Annotated in this window: 16 protein-coding genes; 7 read left to right on the forward strand and 9 right to left on the reverse strand. The window is 66.7% G+C overall.

Features of this window, described 5'->3' with window-relative positions:
* The 4 genes from JN280_RS16680 to JN280_RS16695 are packed head-to-tail and all read right to left on the reverse strand — an operon-like array spanning window position 1 to window position 6812.
* Complete coding sequence (locus JN280_RS16680) at window positions 1-2064, reverse strand: hypothetical protein (protein WP_202313655.1); 2064 nt, start codon at window positions 2062-2064, stop codon at window positions 1-3.
* A gap of 1 nt (window position 2065) precedes the next feature.
* On the reverse strand, window positions 2066-4888 hold the full coding sequence (locus JN280_RS16685; RefSeq protein WP_202313656.1) for a DUF4159 domain-containing protein: 2823 nt from the start codon (window positions 4886-4888) through the stop codon (window positions 2066-2068).
* Window positions 4885-5802 carry a DUF58 domain-containing protein gene (locus JN280_RS16690; RefSeq protein WP_202313657.1) on the reverse strand — a complete coding sequence of 306 codons (918 nt, stop codon included), beginning with the start codon at window positions 5800-5802 and terminating at the stop codon, window positions 4885-4887. The genes JN280_RS16685 and JN280_RS16690 overlap by 4 nt, the downstream gene beginning before the upstream one ends.
* Before the next feature lie 2 nt (window positions 5803-5804).
* Entirely contained in the window at window positions 5805-6812 is a 1008-nt protein-coding gene (locus JN280_RS16695; protein ID WP_202313658.1) for an AAA family ATPase, read from the reverse strand.
* 144 nt (window positions 6813-6956) lie between these two features.
* On the opposite strand from JN280_RS16695, the gene JN280_RS16700 reads away from it, so the two are divergent.
* From JN280_RS16700 to JN280_RS16710, 3 genes are read left to right on the forward strand one after another with little or no spacing between them, the layout of a single operon-like run.
* Window positions 6957-7586 (forward strand): DUF1285 domain-containing protein, encoded by a 630-nt coding sequence (locus tag JN280_RS16700; RefSeq protein WP_202314806.1) that lies wholly within the window; start codon window positions 6957-6959, stop codon window positions 7584-7586.
* 2 nt (window positions 7587-7588) lie between these two features.
* Complete coding sequence (locus JN280_RS16705; protein WP_202313659.1) at window positions 7589-8218, forward strand: CoA pyrophosphatase; 630 nt, start codon at window positions 7589-7591, stop codon at window positions 8216-8218.
* Entirely contained in the window at window positions 8215-9477 is a 1263-nt protein-coding gene (locus JN280_RS16710) for a CCA tRNA nucleotidyltransferase (protein WP_202313660.1), read from the forward strand. The genes JN280_RS16705 and JN280_RS16710 overlap by 4 nt, the downstream gene beginning before the upstream one ends.
* 124 nt (window positions 9478-9601) lie before the next feature.
* On the opposite strand, the gene JN280_RS16715 is transcribed toward JN280_RS16710, so the two are convergent.
* From JN280_RS16715 to hemF, 3 genes are all read right to left on the reverse strand, one after another.
* Window positions 9602-9787 carry a DUF1059 domain-containing protein gene (locus JN280_RS16715; RefSeq protein WP_202313661.1) on the reverse strand — a complete coding sequence of 62 codons (186 nt, stop codon included), beginning with the start codon at window positions 9785-9787 and terminating at the stop codon, window positions 9602-9604.
* Window positions 9788-9971: 184 nt separating this feature from the next.
* Window positions 9972-11720 (reverse strand): DEAD/DEAH box helicase, encoded by a 1749-nt coding sequence (locus tag JN280_RS16720; RefSeq protein WP_244743359.1) that lies wholly within the window; start codon window positions 11718-11720, stop codon window positions 9972-9974.
* A 153-nt stretch (window positions 11721-11873) separates the two neighbouring features.
* A complete protein-coding gene (hemF, locus tag JN280_RS16725; protein ID WP_202313663.1) occupies window positions 11874-12788 on the reverse strand; it encodes an oxygen-dependent coproporphyrinogen oxidase in 915 nt (304 codons plus the stop codon).
* A gap of 118 nt (window positions 12789-12906) precedes the next feature.
* On the opposite strand from hemF, the gene JN280_RS16730 reads away from it, so the two are divergent.
* Window positions 12907-13164, forward strand: a complete 258-nt coding sequence (locus tag JN280_RS16730) for a hypothetical protein (protein WP_202313665.1) — start codon at window positions 12907-12909, stop codon at window positions 13162-13164.
* A 17-nt stretch (window positions 13165-13181) separates the two neighbouring features.
* On the opposite strand, the gene soxR is transcribed toward JN280_RS16730, so the two are convergent.
* Both soxR and JN280_RS16740 read right to left on the reverse strand, forming a co-directional pair.
* Window positions 13182-13616 carry a redox-sensitive transcriptional activator SoxR gene (gene soxR / locus JN280_RS16735; protein WP_202313667.1) on the reverse strand — a complete coding sequence of 145 codons (435 nt, stop codon included), beginning with the start codon at window positions 13614-13616 and terminating at the stop codon, window positions 13182-13184.
* Window positions 13617-13794: 178 nt separating this feature from the next.
* Window positions 13795-14253, reverse strand: a complete 459-nt coding sequence (locus JN280_RS16740; RefSeq protein WP_202313669.1) for a tRNA (cytidine(34)-2'-O)-methyltransferase — start codon at window positions 14251-14253, stop codon at window positions 13795-13797.
* Window positions 14254-14856: 603 nt separating this feature from the next.
* Here JN280_RS16740 and JN280_RS16745 point away from each other — a divergent pair.
* The 3 genes from JN280_RS16745 (at window position 14857) to JN280_RS16755 (ending at window position 19034) form a co-directional block, all read left to right on the forward strand.
* Entirely contained in the window at window positions 14857-16758 is a 1902-nt protein-coding gene (locus tag JN280_RS16745; RefSeq protein ID WP_202313671.1) for an ABC transporter ATP-binding protein, read from the forward strand.
* Window positions 16759-16845: 87 nt separating this feature from the next.
* Window positions 16846-18714 (forward strand): ABC transporter ATP-binding protein, encoded by a 1869-nt coding sequence (locus tag JN280_RS16750; RefSeq protein ID WP_202313673.1) that lies wholly within the window; start codon window positions 16846-16848, stop codon window positions 18712-18714.
* Between the two features lie 5 nt (window positions 18715-18719).
* A complete protein-coding gene (locus tag JN280_RS16755) occupies window positions 18720-19034 on the forward strand; it encodes a DUF6665 family protein (RefSeq protein ID WP_202313675.1) in 315 nt (104 codons plus the stop codon).
* Window positions 19035-19171 lie beyond the last annotated feature (137 nt).

Raw genomic sequence — 19171 nt, forward strand, 5'->3', positions numbered from 1 at the left:
TTACCGCCCCTCGCGATACCACATGGCGCCGAGTGCGAGCAGCAGGAGGCCGAGACCGAAGAAGTCGGCGAAGAGGGGTACCCGGCTGACCGACTTCAGGATGCTGTCATCGGTTGTCCGGAACCCGATCCAGTCGCGGCCGGCCGCTTCTCCACCCCTGACGGGCACGATGTTGGGCAGGCTGGTGCCTGAACCGGTATTGAGCCGCCGCACGCCGGCGCCGACGGCTTCGGCGAAGGGACGCAGCGCGTCTTCGGTGGACACCATGTCGGCGAATTCAGGGGCATTCACCGGTCCGACATGCGCCAGTGTCGAGAGATCGCCATTGCCGATCTGGTAGAGGCCGATCTCGTCGGTCTCGGCGCTGCCGGTGAAGAGGCCTGGCGTCGAGGCGGCCAGCGGCACATCCAGCGTCTTGCCCGACGGCGTTATCACCCGCGCCTGGCCCGGATCGTCGCTCATGCTCTGCCGGCTGATGTCGAGCGTCATGCCGCGACCGTTGGCGGTCAGCCGCTCTTCCTCCAGCTCCGGCTCCTTCATCAGCCAATGGGCGATCCGCCTGTAGAGCTGAACATGGGGACCGCCGCCTTCGAAACCCCGTGCCCACAGCCAGCCCTGATCGGACAGGAACATGCCGACGCGGCCTTCGCCCCTGCGGTTCAGGATGAGCAGCGGCCTGTCGTCCGGACCTTTCATGACGGTCTCGCCCTGCGGCTGATCGATGCCGATCAAGCGGAACCATCGGCTCCAAAGCGGCGGCTCGCTCGCCGAACCTTCGAGGCCCCGGGTCACGGGATGACGTTTTCCAAGGTCGGTCAGCCGGGGATAAAAACCCTGTTCGACGACGTCGCCAGTCGGCAACCCCGGAAGGGCCGCGATCAGAGGCGTGCGGGCGATCGACTGCTCGCCGGCATATTCGGGACCGGCGGCGATCAAGAGGGCGCCGCCCTTTTCGACATATTCGGCGATGTAGTCGTAATAGAGGATCGGCAGCACGTCGCGGTGCTGGTAGCGGTCGAAGATGATCAGGTCGAAGTCGTTGATCTTCTCGACGAACAGTTCGCGGGTCGGGAAGGCGATCAGAGACAGCTCGTTGATCGGCGTGCCGTCCTGTTTCTCCGGCGGCCGCAGGATGGTGAAATGGACGAGATCGACCGACGCGTCCGATTTGAGCAGGTTGCGCCAGGTTCGTTCGCCGGCATGCGGCTCGCCGGAGACCAGCAGCACGCGCAGATTCTCGCGTATGCCGTCGACCAGGGCGATCGCCCGGTTGTTGACGTCGGTCAGTTCGCCCGGTGCGCCGTCGATCGACAATTCCACGATGTTGCGGCCGGCTCCCGGAACGGTGATGGTGAGCGGCATTTCGCGGCCTACCGCCGCGTGCTCGACCGACACCGGCTCGCCATTGATCGAGACGCGCACTTCAGCCGTGCCGGGCTCGCCCCTGCTGTCGATCACGCGATAGGTCAGTTCGAGCGGCTTGCCGACGATGCCGAAGCGCGGCGCCTTCTCCAGGCGGATCCGCCGGTCCCATTCTCCCTCTTGCCCGGTGACCAGCGCATGGATCGGCGCGTTCACGCCCGTGCCCGGCTCCGGCACGTCGTGCACCTGGCCGTCGGTGATCATCACCGCGCCGCCTATACGTGAGGGCGGCACGTCACGGAGCGCGCTCTCCAGCGTGGCGAAGAGCCGAGTCTCGGTGCGCTCCTCGGCCGCGGCGGCCTTGCCGGCCTCGACCACGCGCACCTCGAACTGCTTGAAACGGGCGAGCCGCTCCTGCAGCCCGGCCACGGCGGCGTCCGCCTGCGCGTTGCGCTGGCCGATGTCCTGGCTCTGGCTGCGGTCGACGACCAGCGCCACCACGCTTTTGAGCGGTTCGCGCTCCTCGTCGAGCAGCACGGGATTGACGAGCGCCGCGGCGAGCGCGGCCAGCGCGGCAAGTCGGAGCAGCGCGCCACGCTGCCGATACCAAAGGCCGACCAGTCCGAGCAGCGCGATGGGCGCCAGAACGGCGAGGAGCCATGGCAGCGGCAGCAGCGGCTCGGCGGCGAGAGACCAGTTCATGCTACTGCCCCAGCCTTTCGAGAAGCACGGGAACGTGCACCTGATCGGATTTGTAGTTGCCCGTCAGCATGTACATCATGATGTTGACCCCTGCCCGTAGCGCATAGATGCGCTGCATGGGGTCGGCCGGCACCGTCGGCAGCAGCGGATCGCCGTTCTCGTCGATGGCCCAGGCGCCCGCGAAATCATTGGCAGTGATCATTATCGGCGACACGCCGTCGCCGGTTCGCACCGGCCGGTTCTCGGTGTTGCTGGCGTTGAACGAAGCCTCCACCCAAAGCGGGCTGCCGTTGAAGCGGCCTGGGAACTCGGGCAGGATGAAGAACGACTTCGTCAGCACGTGATCCTGCGGGACAGGCTCGAGCGGCGGGACGTTGAGATTGCCCAATATGTCGCGCAGCCGCTGCGTCGCGGGGCTCGCCGATCCGTCGAGGCCCGAGGCGAACTGGTCGCGGGTGTCGAACAGCACGGTGCCGCCCTGCTGCATGTAGGCGTCTATGCGCGCGATCGTCGCTTCCGAGGGCATGGCGGCGTCTGGGTCGATCGGCCAATAGAGGAGCGGATAGAAGGCGAGCTCATCCCGGGAGATGTCGACGCCCGCCGGGTCGCCCGGCTCCAGCGCCGTCTTCTCGATCAGGAAGCGGGTGAGACCGGCAAGGCCGGCGCGGCTTGTCGAGTCGACCGAGGGATCCCCGGTGAGCACATAGGCGAGCCGCGTAACCGACACAGCGTCGATGGACGCGATGTCGTTCGGCTTGCTGTCGTCGGCGTGGGCATGGTCGACGCCGCCGAGCGCCAGACAGGCCGCAAGCAGCGTTGCCGCGGCCGAGGCGCCCGTCCGGGCGGCCCGTTTCGGACGGCGGGTGAGGATGCCTCCCATCCAGAGCACGGCAAGCGTATCGAGGACCATCAGGAGAAGTGCCGCCGCCATCAGCGGACCCTTCATGTCCCGCGATTCGTCGAAGGCATAACGCAGCTCCGTCACCGGCGCGGGGACCTGGGGACGAACGATCGGCACGAAGGCGGCGCCCGGGCCGAGCAGATTGTGCGCGACGACGCCCTCTTCGCTGCCATAGAGGCCGGGGGGGTTCTCGATCGTCACCCTGGCTGGAGCCGGACCGGCAAGCAGCGGCTTGGCGTCCGATGTCGGCGGCACCAGCCTGCCGTCCGCGGCTATCATCCTGAAGGGTGGCAGAGACACGGCAGCTTCCCCGCTCGCCGCCGTGACGGACCCCTGGTTGCGCGAAAGCTGCACCACGCGGCGCAGCATGTCGACGAAGCTGCCCGATATCGGCAGGTTCGACCAGGTCGCTTCCGGGGTCACGTGAAAGAGCACGATGGTGCCTTTCTCGCGACGGTCGCCGGTAACCAGCGGCGTGCCGTCGGCGAGACTGGCCCAGGTGCGCTCGACAATGTCGGGAGTGGGCTCCGCCAGGATCTGGCGGCTCACCGTTACCTCGCTCGGCGCAGAGAGGTCGGCAAAAGGGCCGGTCGGCGGAAATTCGGCGACAGGCTGGGGCGTGGTCCAGGACAAGGCGCCCCCGAGCGAGCGTTCGCCGAGGCGCAGTCGCACCGGCAGCAGATCCTCGTCATTCTCCGCCGCGGCGAGCCGCGATCCGGCGAAGCGGACCAGCGTGCCGCCGCCCTTCACCCAGTCGACCAGTTGCACGCGCGCCCCTGCGGGGATCGTACCGACATCGGCCATCACGATCATGGCCGGCTTCTGCTCCAGCAATTGCGGGATCGCATCGGCGAGGTCCGCGCTCGTGGGCTCGATCAGGTCGGCGAAAGGCTGCAGCGCGCGACGGATGTAATAGAGCGGCGACAGAAGCGGCTGTGCCTGGTCCGCTTCGGCCTGCGACAAAAGTCCGACGCGCCGTCGCTTGGAGCTGTCGTCGAGCACGCGCACGGCGCCTGCCTGTGGCTCGCCGTCTATGGCGACGGCCGCGAAATCGTTGCGCAGTTCGAACGGAACGGTCATCCGGCCGGTGGCTGTCGTCTCGCCCGGACGGAAGATGATTGCCGCGTCCGCGATGCGCCGTCCCTTGTCGTCGAAGGCGCCCGATGTCACCTGCCGTGGTCCCGCGTCGCCGGACGCGCGGATGGCGGTCAGCGTGAAGCCGTCGACCTCGTTGGCGGCGGCGGTGAGGCCGACCATTCCGAGCCTGTCCGGCGCGCCCCAGAGCAGGCTCGCCGGGTCGTGGCCGAGAAGCCCCTGGAATGCCTGCTCGTCGCCAGGCGCCGACAGGCCGTCGGAAAGTACCGCGACGCTGGCACCCGGCAGTTCCCGCAGGACGGCCGCGACGCGCGCATAGACGGCCGGGCGGTCCACGGGAACGGGCCGAGGCGCTGCCGCGCGGAGACGATCGCGCGCGGCTTGCGCGTCGAAGGGACCGATATCGGCATTGGGACGTTCGGCGGTGAAGGCCAGAATCACCGGGTCGCCATTGCCGCCGGCATCGGCGATCAGGCGGTCGGCGGTTGCGACCCGCTTGTCCCAGTCGGGGGCGGCCGCCCAGCCATTGTCGATGACGAGAGCCAGCGCGGGGCCGCTCGCGGGGAGCTTTTCGCGCGGGTTGAAGACCGGGTCGGCAAGCGCCAGCACGACAAGCGCGGCCATCAGGAGGCGCAGAAGCGTCAGCCACCATGGGCTCTGGTGGGGTGTCTCCTCCTTTTTGAGCACGCGTGCCAGGATCTTTAGCGGCGGAAAGATCTCCGCCTGCGGCCTGGGCGGCGTCAGCCGCAGCAGCCACCAGATCACCGGCAGCGCGAGCAGGCCCCAAAGGACCATCGGCGCGCCGAAGGAGAGCGGCAGCCAGCTCATGCGCGAACTCCGGTGGCGTAACCTCCGTCGGCGGTCATCGCCATATGGAGCCGCACCAGTGCGTCGGAGGCCAGCCGGTCGGTGTGGTTGACGGTGTAGCTCCAGCCGAGCCGCCTGCACCAGCCGGCGAGCTCCTCCCGGCGCGCGGCATAAAGCAGGCGGTACTCCTCGCCGAATCTTTCGGCGCGGCCGGCGGTCAGTTTCTCACCGGTCTCAGGGTCGGTGAATTCGGTGCGGCCGGCATAGGGGAAGGTTTCTTCCGCCGGATCGGCGATCTCGACCAGATGGGCGCGCACGCCATGGCGCGCCAGCACGTCGAGCCAGACCATGGTCTCCTCGACAGGGTCGAGGAAATCGCTGGCGATCACGATGTCGCTGAAGCGGCGGATCGTGCCGAGATCGGGCCGGGCGGGAAGCACTGCCGTCTGGGAGAGAAGTGCCGCCAGCCGCTCGGCGCCGTTGCGGGCGGTGAAGGGATCGCTGAGGCCCGGCCATGCGATGCGCTCGCCGCTGCGCGACAGCAGCTCGGCCATGGCGAGGATCAGCACCAGGGCGCGCGATTCCTTGGAAACCCCGGCGCCCGCCGATTTGTAGAGCATCGAAGGCGACGGGTCGGCCCACAGCCAGACCGTATGGGCCGCCTCCCATTCACGGTCGCGCACATAGGTATGGTCGTCCCGGGCCGAGCGGCGCCAGTCGATGCGGGCGATCGCCTCGCCTTCGACATAGGGACGGAACTGCCAGAAATTCTCGCCGATGCCGCGCTTGCGACGACCGTGCCATCCGGCGATGACGGTGTTGACGATGCGGCGCGCCTCGACAAGGAGATCGGGCACCAGCGATGCACGCGTACGACCACGGGCAAGCGCGTCCCGCGTCGCGACGGGGGCGGTTGCTTCGCCGACCCGCGCCATGCTCAGCCTTGCGCCTTGACCAGCCGGGCGATCACGTCGCGCACATTCATGCCCTCGGCTCGTGCCGCGAAGGTCAGGGCCATGCGGTGCTGAAGCACCGGCTCGGCGAGTGCGCGCACGTCGTCAACCGATGGCGCCAGACGCCCCTCATAGAGCGCTCGGGCGCGGGCGCAGAGCGTCAGCGCCTGACTGGCGCGCGGCCCGGGACCCCAGGCGACATGCTTGTCCGTGTCGGCATTGCCTTGTCCCGGACGCGCCGAGCGCACCAGGGCCAGGATCGCCTCGACCACGCTTTCCGGCACAGGCATGCGCCGGATCAGGAGCTGGATCGCCTTGAGCCTGGCCGGGTCGAGTACGTTCTGCGGCGTGGCGTCCTCGACGCCCGTGGTCTCCAGCAGGATGCGGCGCTCCGCCTCGATGTCGGGATAGAGGATGTCGATCTGCATCAGGAAACGATCGAGTTGCGCCTCGGGCAGCGGGTAGGTGCCTTCCTGTTCCAGCGGGTTCTGCGTGGCGAGCACATGGAAGGGAGAGGGCAGGTCGTGGCGGGCGCCAGCCACCGTCACATGGTATTCCTGCATCGATTGCAGCAGCGCCGACTGGGTGCGCGGGCTTGCGCGGTTGATCTCGTCGGCCATCAGCAGCTGCGCGAAGATGGGGCCGGGGATGAAGCGGAAGGAGCGCCTGCCGTTCTCGTCCTGCTCGAGCACCTCGGAGCCGAGAATGTCCGACGGCATCAGGTCCGGCGTGAACTGGATGCGGCGGGAATCGAGCCCGAGCACCACGCCGAGCGTCTCGACCAGTTTTGTCTTGGCCAGGCCGGGCACACCCATCAGCAACGCATGTCCGCCGGCGAGCAACGCGACAAGCGCGCGCTCGATCACGCTTTCCTGCCCGAAGATCACACGGCCGACACCGTCGCGAACCTTGGAGATGTCGGCCAAAGCACGCTCGGCCTCGGCGATCATGTCCTGTTCGGCGATCGCTGTTTCCTTGATCAAGACGCTCATGCGGGTCGGTCCCTCTGCTCCACCAGAACACCGGCCCCAGATGGCGGAACGGTCCGTCGACTCGCACCTTGGCGGCGTCTAGCGGATGAACTTAAATCTCTCATCAAGGCTGACAAGCGCAACAACAGTGACTATTTCGTGACCATGACAGCAGAACCGAACGTTTGTAACGAGAGCTTGACCGGCGCAGGCGACACCAAGGGCCTCGAGGCGCTGATTTCGCGTGCGGCGCGCGCCGGCAAGGGACTGCCTCCCGTCGAACGCTGGAATCCCGACTTCTGCGGCGATCTCGACATGGAAATCCGGGCAGACGGAACCTGGTTCTATCTCGGTACGCCGATCGGTCGCATGCCGCTGGTCCAGCTCTTCTCGACCGTGCTGAGGAAGGATGCCGACGGCAGGACCTATCTTGTCACCCCTGTCGAGAGGGTCGGCATCCGGGTGGTCGATGCGCCCTTCGTCGCCGTCGAGATGAACGTCTCGGGTGCCGGCGACGATCAGGTCATCACCTTCCGGACCAATGTCGGCGACGTGGTCGAGGCAGGTCCCGACCATCCGCTGCGCTTCGTGGACGAGGACGCGACCGGCGGGCTGAAGCCTTATGTGCTGGTACGCGGCCGGCTCGAGGCGCTGGTCGCCCGGCCGGTCATGTACGAACTCGTCGGCCATGGGGAGGAGATCGCCGTGGACGGCCGGCTGATGTTCGCGGTGCGCTCCAGGGGCAGGATCTATCCGATCATGCCGGCTGAGAAGCTGCGAGAGCTGAGCGCCTGATCATGGACGCAATCGCCAGGCCCTTTTCGACCCGGGATTTCCGCATGCGTGCCGCGCAGGAGCGAGGCCCGCATGCCGGCGCCGACTACGGCGACCATCGCTGGAACCCCGGCTCGGCGCCGCTGTTCGTGCGCGACACGCTGCGTGATGCCGCGGTCCTCATTCCGGTCGTCGACCACGGCGACCGGGCCACCGTGTTGCTGACCAAGCGAGCCGAGAAGCTCAGGAGCCATTCCGGCCAGATCGCCTTTCCAGGTGGGCGCATCGACGCGACCGATCCCTCGCCCGAAGACGCGGCGCTGCGTGAGACCGAGGAGGAGATCGGCCTCGACAGGCATTTCATCGACATCATCGGCAGGATGCCGGACTATGTTTCGGGCAGCGGCTATCGCATCGCTCCGGTGCTTTCCGTGGTCCGCCCGGGCTTCCGGCTCCACATCAACGCGGACGAGGTGGACGACGCCTTCGAAGTTCCCCTGTCCTTCCTGATGGACCCGGCCAATCACACGCGCGACAGCCGCGTCTGGCAGAACAAGGAGCGCTTCTTCTACACCATGCCCTATGACGGGCGGAACATATGGGGCGTGACGGCCGGGATCATCCGCACGCTCTATGAAAGGCTCTACGCATGAGCGCCGCAGTCTCGATCGCGGACAGGGCCGACTGGCTGGCCGATGGGCACCTGCAACGGCTTCTCGGCGTGCTCTGCCAAGGTGGCGAGGAGGCACGGGTCGCGGGCGGCGCGGTGCGCAACACTTTGCTCGGCGAGGCCGTAAGCGACATCGATATCGCAACCACGACGACACCCGGCGAGACGACCCGGCGCGCCGAGGCCGCGGGCTTCAAGGCCGTGCCCACCGGAGCGGAGCACGGCACGATCACCGTCGTCGCGGGCGGCCGGCCCTTCGAGGTAACGACGTTGCGGGCCGATATCGAAACCGACGGGCGCCGCGCCAAGGTGACCTTCGGGCGCGACTGGAAGAAGGATGCCGAGCGGCGCGACTTCACCATCAATGCGCTGTTCGCTGATGCCGAGGGCAGGGTGATCGACCTCGTCGGGGGCGTCGCCGACATAGAAAGCCGCACGCTTCGCTTCATCGGCGACGCCGAAACCCGCATCCGCGAGGACTATCTGCGCATCCTGCGCTTCTTTCGCTTCTTCGCCTGGTACGGGACCGGGCGGCCCGACGCCGACGGGCTGAAAGCCTGCGCACGGCTGAAGGGCGGCCTCGACCAGCTTTCGGCCGAGCGCGTCTGGATGGAGATGAAGAAGCTGCTCGGCGCACCGGATCCGTCGCGCGCGCTGTTGTGGATGCGCCAGTCCGGCGTGCTCGGCAAGGTGCTGCCGGAAGGGGAGAAATGGGGCATCGACGCCATTCATGGCCTGGTCAAGACGGGCGCCGATCTCGGCTGGGCGCCCGATGCCCTGCTGCGGCTGGAGGCGCTGCTGCCGCCGGACGCCGGCCGTGCGGCCGGTCTTGCGGCGCGGCTGAAACTATCCAGGGCGGAAACCGAGCGGCTCGTCGCCTGGGCGTCGACGCCCGGGGTGGAGCCGTCGTCGAGCGAGCGCGTGCTCGCCAGGATGCTCTATCGCGGCGACAAGCAAGGTTTCCTCGACAGGCTGCGCCTGGACTTCGCTGCCGCGCGCTGGCGAGCCCTGCAGGACGACAAGGCGCTGGTCGAGGCGGGCGGCTACTCTCGCCTGCTCGGCTTCGCGGGCAAATGGGAGAAGCCGAAATTCCCGCTGAAGGGCAGCGATCTGCTGGCGCTCGGCGTGCAATCGGGACCGGCTCTGGGCACCATGCTCCTCGAACTGGAACGGGAGTGGATCGAAGCGGGCTTCAAGTCCGACCGCGCGGCGCTGCTCGCCCGCGCAGCCGAGCTTCTGTGATCAGCCGTTTCGCTGTTGCGCTTGAACCCGGGCACCGGCAAGGCGGATTCCACGCGACAACACGAGCGACGACACCATCGGCGCGGCCGCTCCGGCGACGACCGCGCCGGATACGTCGGCGTATTCAGGCCGCGTCGCGGACCTTTTCGATGCGCGAGCGAATAGCCTCGATCATCGTCTCCCGGATCACGGTCTCGCCATGGGTCTCGCGAAGGTGCTCGACGACACGGCGCATGATCTCGGCCTCTTCCTCATGACGGGTGTGCCAGTCGCAGCCGGGCACCAACGAGCCGCATTGAAATTCCTTCATGGCGTGTCTCCTCTTCTCACTCGATCGAACCGGTACTCGATGTGCCGCAAGCGATCCTCCCGCAGCACATGCCGATGCTACGGGATCATTATAACACCTGTTTCGGATTTTGGTTGCTTCTGCCGATTCGGTTTCCCTGGCCGGTGCGAGGCGCGCAGCGATATTCTTCACTCCTTCGACAGAATCAGGATTTCGCAGGCCGCTTCTTCGGCTTCGCCTGCTTGTCCCAATGCTTCTCCCGCCGGCCTTCGGACTGCATGCCGGATTTCGCACGATAGGCTCCCTTGCGGTGCGGTTTCCTGCCAGGCATTCCGCCGGCCTCGTCAGGGCCACCGCCTTCGGCCCGCTGGATGACGACGCCCTTCTCGCCGGTGCCATGCTGCTTGACCGCCTTGGCGAAATCGTCGGCCTTGTCGGCGATGATCTCGAAACGCGATTCCGTATCGAGGATACGGATCGAGCCGATCTCGCGCTTGGTCACGCGTCCGGCCTTGCAGATCAGTGGCAGGAGCCAGCGCGGCTCCGCGCGGTGCTTGCGCCCGACCGAGACGGAGAACCATACGCCGTCGGTGAAGCGCTTGTCGGGCCGCTCGCCCCTGGAAGGATCGAAGGTGGAAGGCGGGCCTTCGGACAGTTCTTCCGCCGCGGGGCGCGATGCGAGTTGCTGGCGCAGCCAGGCGGCGGCGATCCGCTCCGGGCCGTAGGCGGCCAGAAGCTCCCGAACCATATCCGCCTCTTCCTCGCCCGGCGCGGCATCGAGGGCCGGATCGGCGAGGATGCGTTCACGGATCCGCGCGTCGATCTCGGCCGCCGTCGGCGCCCGCTCGGTCGTTGCCTCGAGCTTCGCGAGTTTCAGCAGGCGGGCGGCGCTGCCGCGCCGATGGAACGGGACGATCAGCACGCAGATGCCCTTCCGGCCCGCACGGCCGGTGCGTCCGCTCCGGTGTAGAAGGGTCTCGGGGCTCGTCGGCAGGTCGGCATGGACGACGAGGTCGAGATTGGGCAGGTCGATGCCGCGCGCGGCGACGTCGGTCGCAACGCAGATGCGCGCCCGGCCGTCCCGCATCGCCTGCAGAGCATTGCTGCGTTCGGCCTGACTCAATTCGCCCGACAGCGAAACGACCGAGAAGCCGCGATTGGCGAGGCGGCTGGACAGATGCCGGACCGCTTCGCGGGTCGAGCAGAAAACGATCGTATTCTGCGCGTCGAAGAACAGCAGCGTGTTGACGACGGCGTTCTCTCGCTCGGTGGGCGCGACAGGCATCGTGCGGTACTCGATGTCGTCGTGCTGGCCGCCGTCGCTGGAGACCGTGACGCGCAGCGCATCGCGCTGGAATTGCTTTGCAAGTGCGGCGATCGGCTTGGGAACGGTGGCCGAGAACAGCAGCGTGCGGCGCTCGGCCGGGGCCGCGGCCAGGATGAATTCGAGGTCCTCCCGGAAGCCCAGGTCCAGCATCTCGTCGGCCTCGTCGAGGACCACGGCGCGAATTTCCGATATGTCGAGCGAGCCGCGCGTGATGTGGTCGCGCAGGCGGCCGGGCGTGCCGACGACGATATGGGCGCCTTGCTCGAGCGCGCGCCTTTCCTGGCGCATGTCCATGCCGCCGACGCAGGAACCGAGGCGGGCGCCGGTGTCGCTGTAGAGCCATTCGAGCTCGCGGCGGACCTGGATCGCCAACTCGCGCGTCGGCGCGATGATCAGCGCGAGGGGGGCGCCGGCGCTTTCGAATTGGGCTGCTTCGCCGAGCAGCGTAGGCGCGATCGCCATGCCGAAGGCGACGGTCTTGCCGGAGCCCGTCTGAGCCGAGACGAGCAGGTCCGCGCCCTCGGTTTCGGGTGCGAGCACCGCCGCCTGGACCGAAGTCAGCGTGGTGAAGCCACGCGCTTCCAATGCTCCGGCCAGTGCCGGGACCGTTCCGGTGAAACTCGTCACGTGTTCTTTTCCCAATGAATTGCGTGCACCGCAGGCCGGACCACGACCATGTCGCGTGTCCGGCATCCGGCGCCGTTGGCGATGAGCGCCAGGGCAGCTTACCGGCGGCGAGAGCCCGCCGCCAGCCGTCCTGAGGCTCGCTTTACTCTCGGCTTACGGCCAGCGCACTTCCGGCGGCAGGCTCGACAGGATCGAATTGACATTGCCGCCGGTCTTCAGCCCGAAGATCGTGCCGCGATCATAGAGCAGGTTGAACTCGACATAGCGGCCCCGCCGGATCAGTTGCTCCTCGCGCTCGGCGTCGGTCCAGTTCTGGTTGAAGTTCTTGCGCACGAGGTGCTGATAAACCACGAGAAAGGAGCGGCCGACATCCTGCGCGAAGCGAAGGTCGGCGTCCCAGCCGCCCTTGTCCTGCGGCGAATGCTGCCAGTCGAAGAAGATGCCGCCGATACCGCGCGGCTCGTTGCGATGCGGCAGGAAGAAATATTCGTCGCACCATGCCTTGAACTTCTCGTAGTCGGCGACGGCCGGGTTCTTCTGGCATGCGAACTGCATCGACCGGTGGAAGTCGATCGTATCCTGGTCCGTCTGGACGCGCCGCCGGTCGAGAACGGGCGTCAGGTCGGCCCCGCCGCCGAACCACCAGCGCGAGGTCGCCACCATGCGCGTGTTCATGTGTACGGCGGGCACATTGGGGTTCCATGGATGCGCGATGAGCGAGATGCCGCTCGCCCAGAAGCGCGGATCCTCCTCTGCGCCCGGCATCTGCTTGCGAAACTCCGGGGAGAACTCGCCATCGACGGTGGAAGTGTGGACGCCGACCTTCTCGAAGACGCGGCCGTGCATCATCGACATGATGCCTCCGCCGCCCTTGCCTTCCTCGCGCTGCCAGGGGGTTCTTTCGAAACGCCCCGGCGACCATGAGGCGAGGGGGCCCGCCACCTCGTCTTCCAGCGTCTCGAATGTGGAACAGATGCGATCGCGCAACTCTTCGAACCAGGCCCTGGCCCGTATCTTCTTGTCTTCGATGTCGGCCGGCAGCCCTGCCGGAATTTCGGGCCGTTCCATATCTTTCCTTGCAGATGCTGGCGTCGGCACGCGTCGGAACGCGGCGGCGCGCCAAAAGACTCGTCTTTTCCGGCCGCGATCCCTATCCTCTTGAAGGATCGGGTCAAGGAGTTCTTTGTTGGGCGCCCCCAGGAGACCATCGCTAGACGGGCTGAAGAAGCGTCTTGACCGCTCCCGCGCGGAAAAGACGCGGCTGCCGCGTGACGGTTTCCTGCGCGAGACCTTCGTGTTGCCGCGTTCCGCCGCGCGGGACAAGGCGCGCGAATGGTTCGACCGCTGGCCGAAACAGGCCTACTGGACCGAGATCGAAAGCTGGTCCGAGCGACCGGGCGACGTCATCGAGTTCACGATGCGGAGGCTGCCGGCAGCGGATTGAGGCGGCGACAGCCACCCTTACCGAACCAGCCGCCGCGCTCCCGGCCCCTCGGCCGCCAGCCGGTCGTGAGGATTGCGAAGCGGGCAGCGGTCGATCGACATGCAGCCGCAGCCGATGCAGTCGGTCAGCCCGTCGCGCAACCCCTGAAGCCGGGCGATGCGGCGATCGAGATCGTCGCGCCATTGCCTGGAAAGCCGACCCCAATCGCCGCGTGTCGGCGTCCGGCCCTCCGGCAGCGATGCGAAGGCGGCGGCAATATCGGCGAGCGGGATGCCGACCTCCTGTGCGACCTTGATGATGGCTACGCGGCGCAGTACGTCGCGCGCGTAGCGCCGCTGATTGCCTGCCGTGCGGTTGCTCGCGATCAGCCCCCTCGTCTCATAGAAATGGAGCGCCGAAACGGTGACGCCGCTGCGCGCTGCGACCTCGCCAACCGTCAATTCCCGTGCCATGGCAGATTCCGCCTGACCTCAACTTAACATGAGGTTTTAGCAAGGCTTCCTTCGAAGGCAAGCGAAGGAGTTCTTCATGCGTGGTTGGGCAGGACTTGCGGGGCGCACGCGGCTCGGGAACGGCATTGTGCTGCGCTTCCATCTCTTCACCAGTTGGCAACGCCGGCCGGGAACAGCGTCAGCCGATTCGGCGCATCGCCTCGCCCGCGGCCATGGCAGCCGCGACGGCGAGATTGAGGCTGCGGCCTCCGCCGCGCATCGGAATGAGCAGTCGCGCATCGGCGCTGTCATGGACATGGTCCGGCACGCCGGCGGATTCGCGGCCGAACAGCAGGATGTCGCCGTCGGCAAACTCGAATTCGGTGTAGGGCAAGTCGGCTTTCGTCGAGAAAAGCACCAGCCGGCGGCCTTCCGCGCGCCGCCACTGCTCGAAGCGCGCAAAGTCGAGATGCCTGACAAGCGTCGTCATTTCGAGATAGTCCATTCCGGCGCGCTTGAGGGCGCGGTCGGAAAGGGCGAAGCCGGCAGGCTCGATGATGTCGATTGCGATGCCGAGGCAGGCGCCCATCCTCAGGATCGTGCCGGTGTTGCCTGCGATGTCGGGCTGATAGAGCGCGATGCGAAAACCGCCGGTCACGGGCGCGATGTCCTTATGGGTTGCGGAATGGCAACAGGGTCGCCGCCAGGTTGGGAAAACCGCGCCGAGGGCATGGCCATTTCAGGCGAAATCGTCTACATAGCCGCCAGTGTCAACTCGAACCGATGGAGGCAGCGATGGAAATCTTCCGGATGCGTAGCGCAGTGGCTGCCCTTTTCAACGGGCGCCTTGCCTGACGGCGGTTTCGGTTCGACACACTTCCTGACAGTCAGCATCACACCGATTCCTGCCGGAAAGTCTTTTCCGTTCTCGAAGGAATCACGCGATGCATGCCAATCTCCCGAAGGGCCCGGTCGCCCCGTCTGAACCCGTTTCTTCCGCTGAAGTCCAGGTTATCGCGCCGCGCGAATCCACCGGGCTTCCAAGCCCGCCGCCGGCCTGTCAGCAGCGTTCAGGGCCGCCCTTGGCGCGAAGCCTCAGGCACCACATCTGAGGCTTGCGAAGCCTCATGCGTTCGACCCTTTGGCGCAGGCGAAAGCGGGGACTGGCGGCAAGGCGCAGAGACCGGCGCCGGTAAGAAGTCCTATGATCGGTCCCCGCTCGGGACACAAATGACGTTTCGAAAGTTGGAAGAGCGAGAAAATGTTTCGCTGGTTTGAGAAGAGGCTGGACCCGTTCCCGTCCGAGGAACCTGTCGAGCCGCCCAGGACGCTGGTGGCCTTCTGCCTGCACTATACCAGGGGCGCGTGGCCGTTCATCGCCATATCGGCGACGCTGACGGCGGTGGTGGCCTTTGCCGAGGTCTGGATGTTCGGCTTTCTCGGCTCCATCGTCGACTGGCTGTCGATACAGAACCGCGAGACCTTTTTGCAGACCGAAGGCTGGAAGCTGGCCGGCATGGCCTTTGTCGTGCTCGTCCTGCTGCCGACCACGGTGTTCGTCAATTCGATGGTCAACCAGCAGACGCTCATGGGCAACTATCCCATGCGCATTCGCTGGCAGGTGCACCGCTACCTGCTCAGGCAGTCGATGAGCTTCTATCAGGACGAGTTCGCGGGGCGCATCGCCACCAAGCTGATGCAGACCGCGCTCGCCGTGCGCGAATGCGTCATCAAGCTGATCGACGTCCTGAACTATGTGGTGGTCTATTTCCTCGGCATGCTGCTCATCGTCGGCTCGTCGGACTGGCGGCTGGCGATGCCTCTCGCCGTCTGGCTGGTGGGTTATGTGCTGCTCATGCGCCACTTCATCCCGAAGCTGGGCAAGGTCTCCGAAGAACAGGCCGACGCCAGGTCCGTGATGACGGGCCGGGTGGTCGACAGCTACACCAACATCCAGACCGTGAAGCTGTTCTCCCATGCGCGCCGCGAGGCCTCCTATGCCAGGGAGGGCATGGGCATCTTCATGGATACGGTCTACCGTACCATGCGGCTGGTCACCGGGCTCTACGGCACGCTCTATCTGCTGAACTCGCTGCTCCTGACCTCGGTCGCGGGCCTGTCGATCTGGTTGTGGCTCAATGAGGCCGTCACGATCGGCGCGGTCGCGGTGGTCATCGGCCTGGTGCTCCGGCTCTGGGGCATGTCGCAATGGATCATGTGGGAGATATCGGGACTGTTCGAGAATATCGGCACGGTTCAGGACGGGATCGGCTCGATCTCGCTGCCGCGCCTCGTCGAGGACAAGCCCGGCGCCCGCGAGATCACAGTGAAGAAAGGCGAGATCGAGTTCGACCGCATCCGCTTCCACTACGGCAAGGGCAAGGGCGTCATCGAGGAACTGTCGCTGACCGTGCGGCCGGGCGAGAAGGTCGGCCTGGTCGGCCGCTCGGGCGCCGGCAAGTCGACGCTCGTCAACCTGTTGCTGCGCTTCTACGACCTCGAGGGCGGGCGCATCCTGATCGACGGCCAGGAGATCGCGGGCGTCACCCAGGATTCGTTGCGCGCCGAGATCGGCATGGTCACGCAGGACACCTCGCTGCTCCACCGCTCGGTGCGCGACAACATCCTCTACGGACGCCCCGACGCCACGGAGACGATGATGGTCGAGGCGGCGCGGCGGGCCGAGGCGATCGGCTTCATCGGCGGGCTCGTCGATGCGAAGGACCGCAAGGGCTTCGACGCCCATGTCGGCGAGCGCGGCGTGAAGCTGTCCGGCGGCCAGCGCCAGCGCATCGCGATCGCCCGCGTGATGCTGAAGGATGCACCGATCCTCATCCTCGACGAGGCGACGTCGGCGCTCGACTCGGAGGTCGAGGCAGCCATCCAGGAGAACCTCTATCGGCTCATGGAGGGCAAGACGGTGATCGCGATCGCGCACCGGCTGTCGACCATCGCGGCGATGGATCGTCTGGTGGTCATGGACAATGGCCGGATCGTCGAGGAGGGGACGCATGATGCGCTCGTCGCCAAAGGCGGGCTCTATGCACAGCTCTGGCAGCGCCAGTCCGGCGGCTTCCTCATCCAGGATGAGCCGCATGCCGGGGCCGCCGCCATGCGCGGCGGCGACGTCGCCGCGGCCATGGAGGGACAGGCAGCGGAATGAACGGGCTTTCGCCGCGACCGTCCCTATATTTGTCGTCGGGCCGGATGCGGCCGGCCCGACTATCGCATCGGTGAGACGGCAGGGCGAATGACCGAACCCAATTTTCCGGACAGCCTTTGGCGGCGCTTCGAAGGGGCGATCGATCCCTTTCAGGACACCGATCGCGACGTGCTGCCAGCCACGGCCTGGCAATTCATCCTCTATTTCGCCAACCAGGCGAGGGGACCCTTCGTCCTGCTGCTGATCGTCGGCGGCCTGGCCGGCGCGGTCGATGCCGCCATGTACTGGTCGGTCGGATGGCTGATCGATCTTATGGATTCCTCCAGCCCGGAGCGCCTCTTCGCAGATCACTGGCCCCAACTCCTGGGCCTGCTCCTGCTCGTCCTGGTCGTGCGCACCCTTGTCCTGGTCGCCTCCGCGCTGGTCGAGCAGCAGGTGATCGTGCCGGGCTTCTATTCGATGGTGCGCTGGCAGTCGTTCCGCCGCGTCATCGAGCAGCCTTACGCCTTCTACCAGAACGACTTTGCCGGCCGCATCGCCACCAAGATCATGCAGGGCGGCGAGGCCGTCGGCGATTTCATCGTCAACGTGCTGCAGACCATGTGGTCGTTCCTGACCTTCGTGGTCCTGGCCATCACCATCCTCGTCTCGCTTGATCCGCTGATGGGGCTGGTCGTCGGCCTGTGGTTCCTCGGCTATGTGGCGATCGTGCGGTTCCTGTTGCCGACCATGCGGCGCGCCGGGCGCGAGACGGCCGACCAGCGCTCCGTCTTCAACGGGCGCTTGGTGGACGCCTTCACCAACATCGTTGCCGTGAAGCTGTTCGATAGCGGGAGGCGTGAGCACGCCTACATCCGCGATGCGATGGAGAGCTTCATCGCCGCCGTCTTCCGGCTCACCCGCGCCGTCACCACGGTGCGCTCCGCCGTGGCGGCGCTCAACGGCACCATGGTGAGTTCGATCGGCGCCATCGCTGTCTGGAGCTGGACGCAGGGCAACATCTCGACCGGGGCGATCGCGGCCGCGCTCGCATTGGTCTTCCGGCTCAACCAGATGTCCGGCTGGATGATGTTCAACGTCAACGGCCTGATCCGCAACTACGGCACGATCCAGGACGCGACGGGCACGATATCCGTCCGCCCCGCCATTCGCGACGCGGCGGACGCCGTCGCGCTCCCAAGAGCCAAGGGCGACATCCGCTTCGAGAACGTCTCGTTCAACTACGAAAAGGGCGGCGGGATCATCGAGAACCTCAACCTCCATGTCAGGCCGGGCGAGCGCGTCGCATTGGTCGGCCCTTCCGGTGCCGGCAAGACCACCATCGTCAATCTCGCGCTGCGCCTGTTCGACGTCGAGAAGGGCCGCATCCTGATCGACGGCCATGATGTGCGTTCCGTCACCCAGGCGTCGCTGCGCGCCCAGTTCGGCGTTGTCAGCCAGGATGCGATGCTGATGCACCGTTCGATCCGCGACAATATCGGCTACGGCAAGGCCGGCGCCCGGGAAGGCGACATCGTCGAAGCTGCCCGGCGTGCCGCCGCGCACGACTTCATCGTCGACGTGCAGGATCCCAAGGGTCGCAAGGGCTATGACGCCCAGGTCGGCGAACGCGGCGTGAAGCTCTCGGGCGGCCAGCGCCAGCGCATCGCGATCGCACGCATGATGCTGAAGGACGCGCCGATCCTCATTCTCGACGAAGCGACATCTGCCCTGGATTCGGAGGTGGAGGCAGCCATCCAGGACAATCTCTACCGGCTGATGGAAGGCAAGACCGTGATCGCGATCGCTCATCGGCTGTCGACCATCGCTGCGCTCGACCGGGTGGTCGTGATCGACGAAGGCCGCATCGTCGAGGAGGGCATCCACGAGGAACTGCTGGCCAAGGGCGGGCTCTATGCCCAGCTCTGGAAGCGTCAGTCCGGCGGCTTCCTGGCCGAGAGCCTGGCCGCGGAGTAGGGGCGATGTCGCTGCGACCGCCAGGCGCCCAGTCGGGTTCGGCAGGCCTCCAGAGCGGGCTCGACGTCCTCCATCACGAAATCGCCGGCGAGATGGCCTCGGCGCTCGGGCGGGCCGGCCGGCATGTCGAGGAGACGCTCGCGAGGCTGCGCGTCCTCGCGGCCGACGACCAGGCTCGTCCGGGGCTGCTGCGCGATGCCGCCGAAGCGGTGCACGCCTATTTCATCCAGCGCGAGCTCTGCGGCCTTCGGCGCCACGACGCCGTGATTCGCGAATACGACATACCCAGGGCAGTGCTGGCGAGGCTCGGGGCGAAATAGGGCTCGGGCGGGCCGTCCTGGCCGTCGCAGCGACGGGCCGCGCGGTGGTCGCCGGCCGCCTCCCGCTCCCCCGGGACGGGCCGATTCCGGGCTTGATCCACAGGGCCGCGACAATCTGCCCTGAGGCCTACTGCCGT

Origin of the sequence: Mesorhizobium sp. L-8-10, from assembly GCF_016756635.1 — a bacterium.
GTDB lineage: Bacteria > Pseudomonadota > Alphaproteobacteria > Rhizobiales > Rhizobiaceae.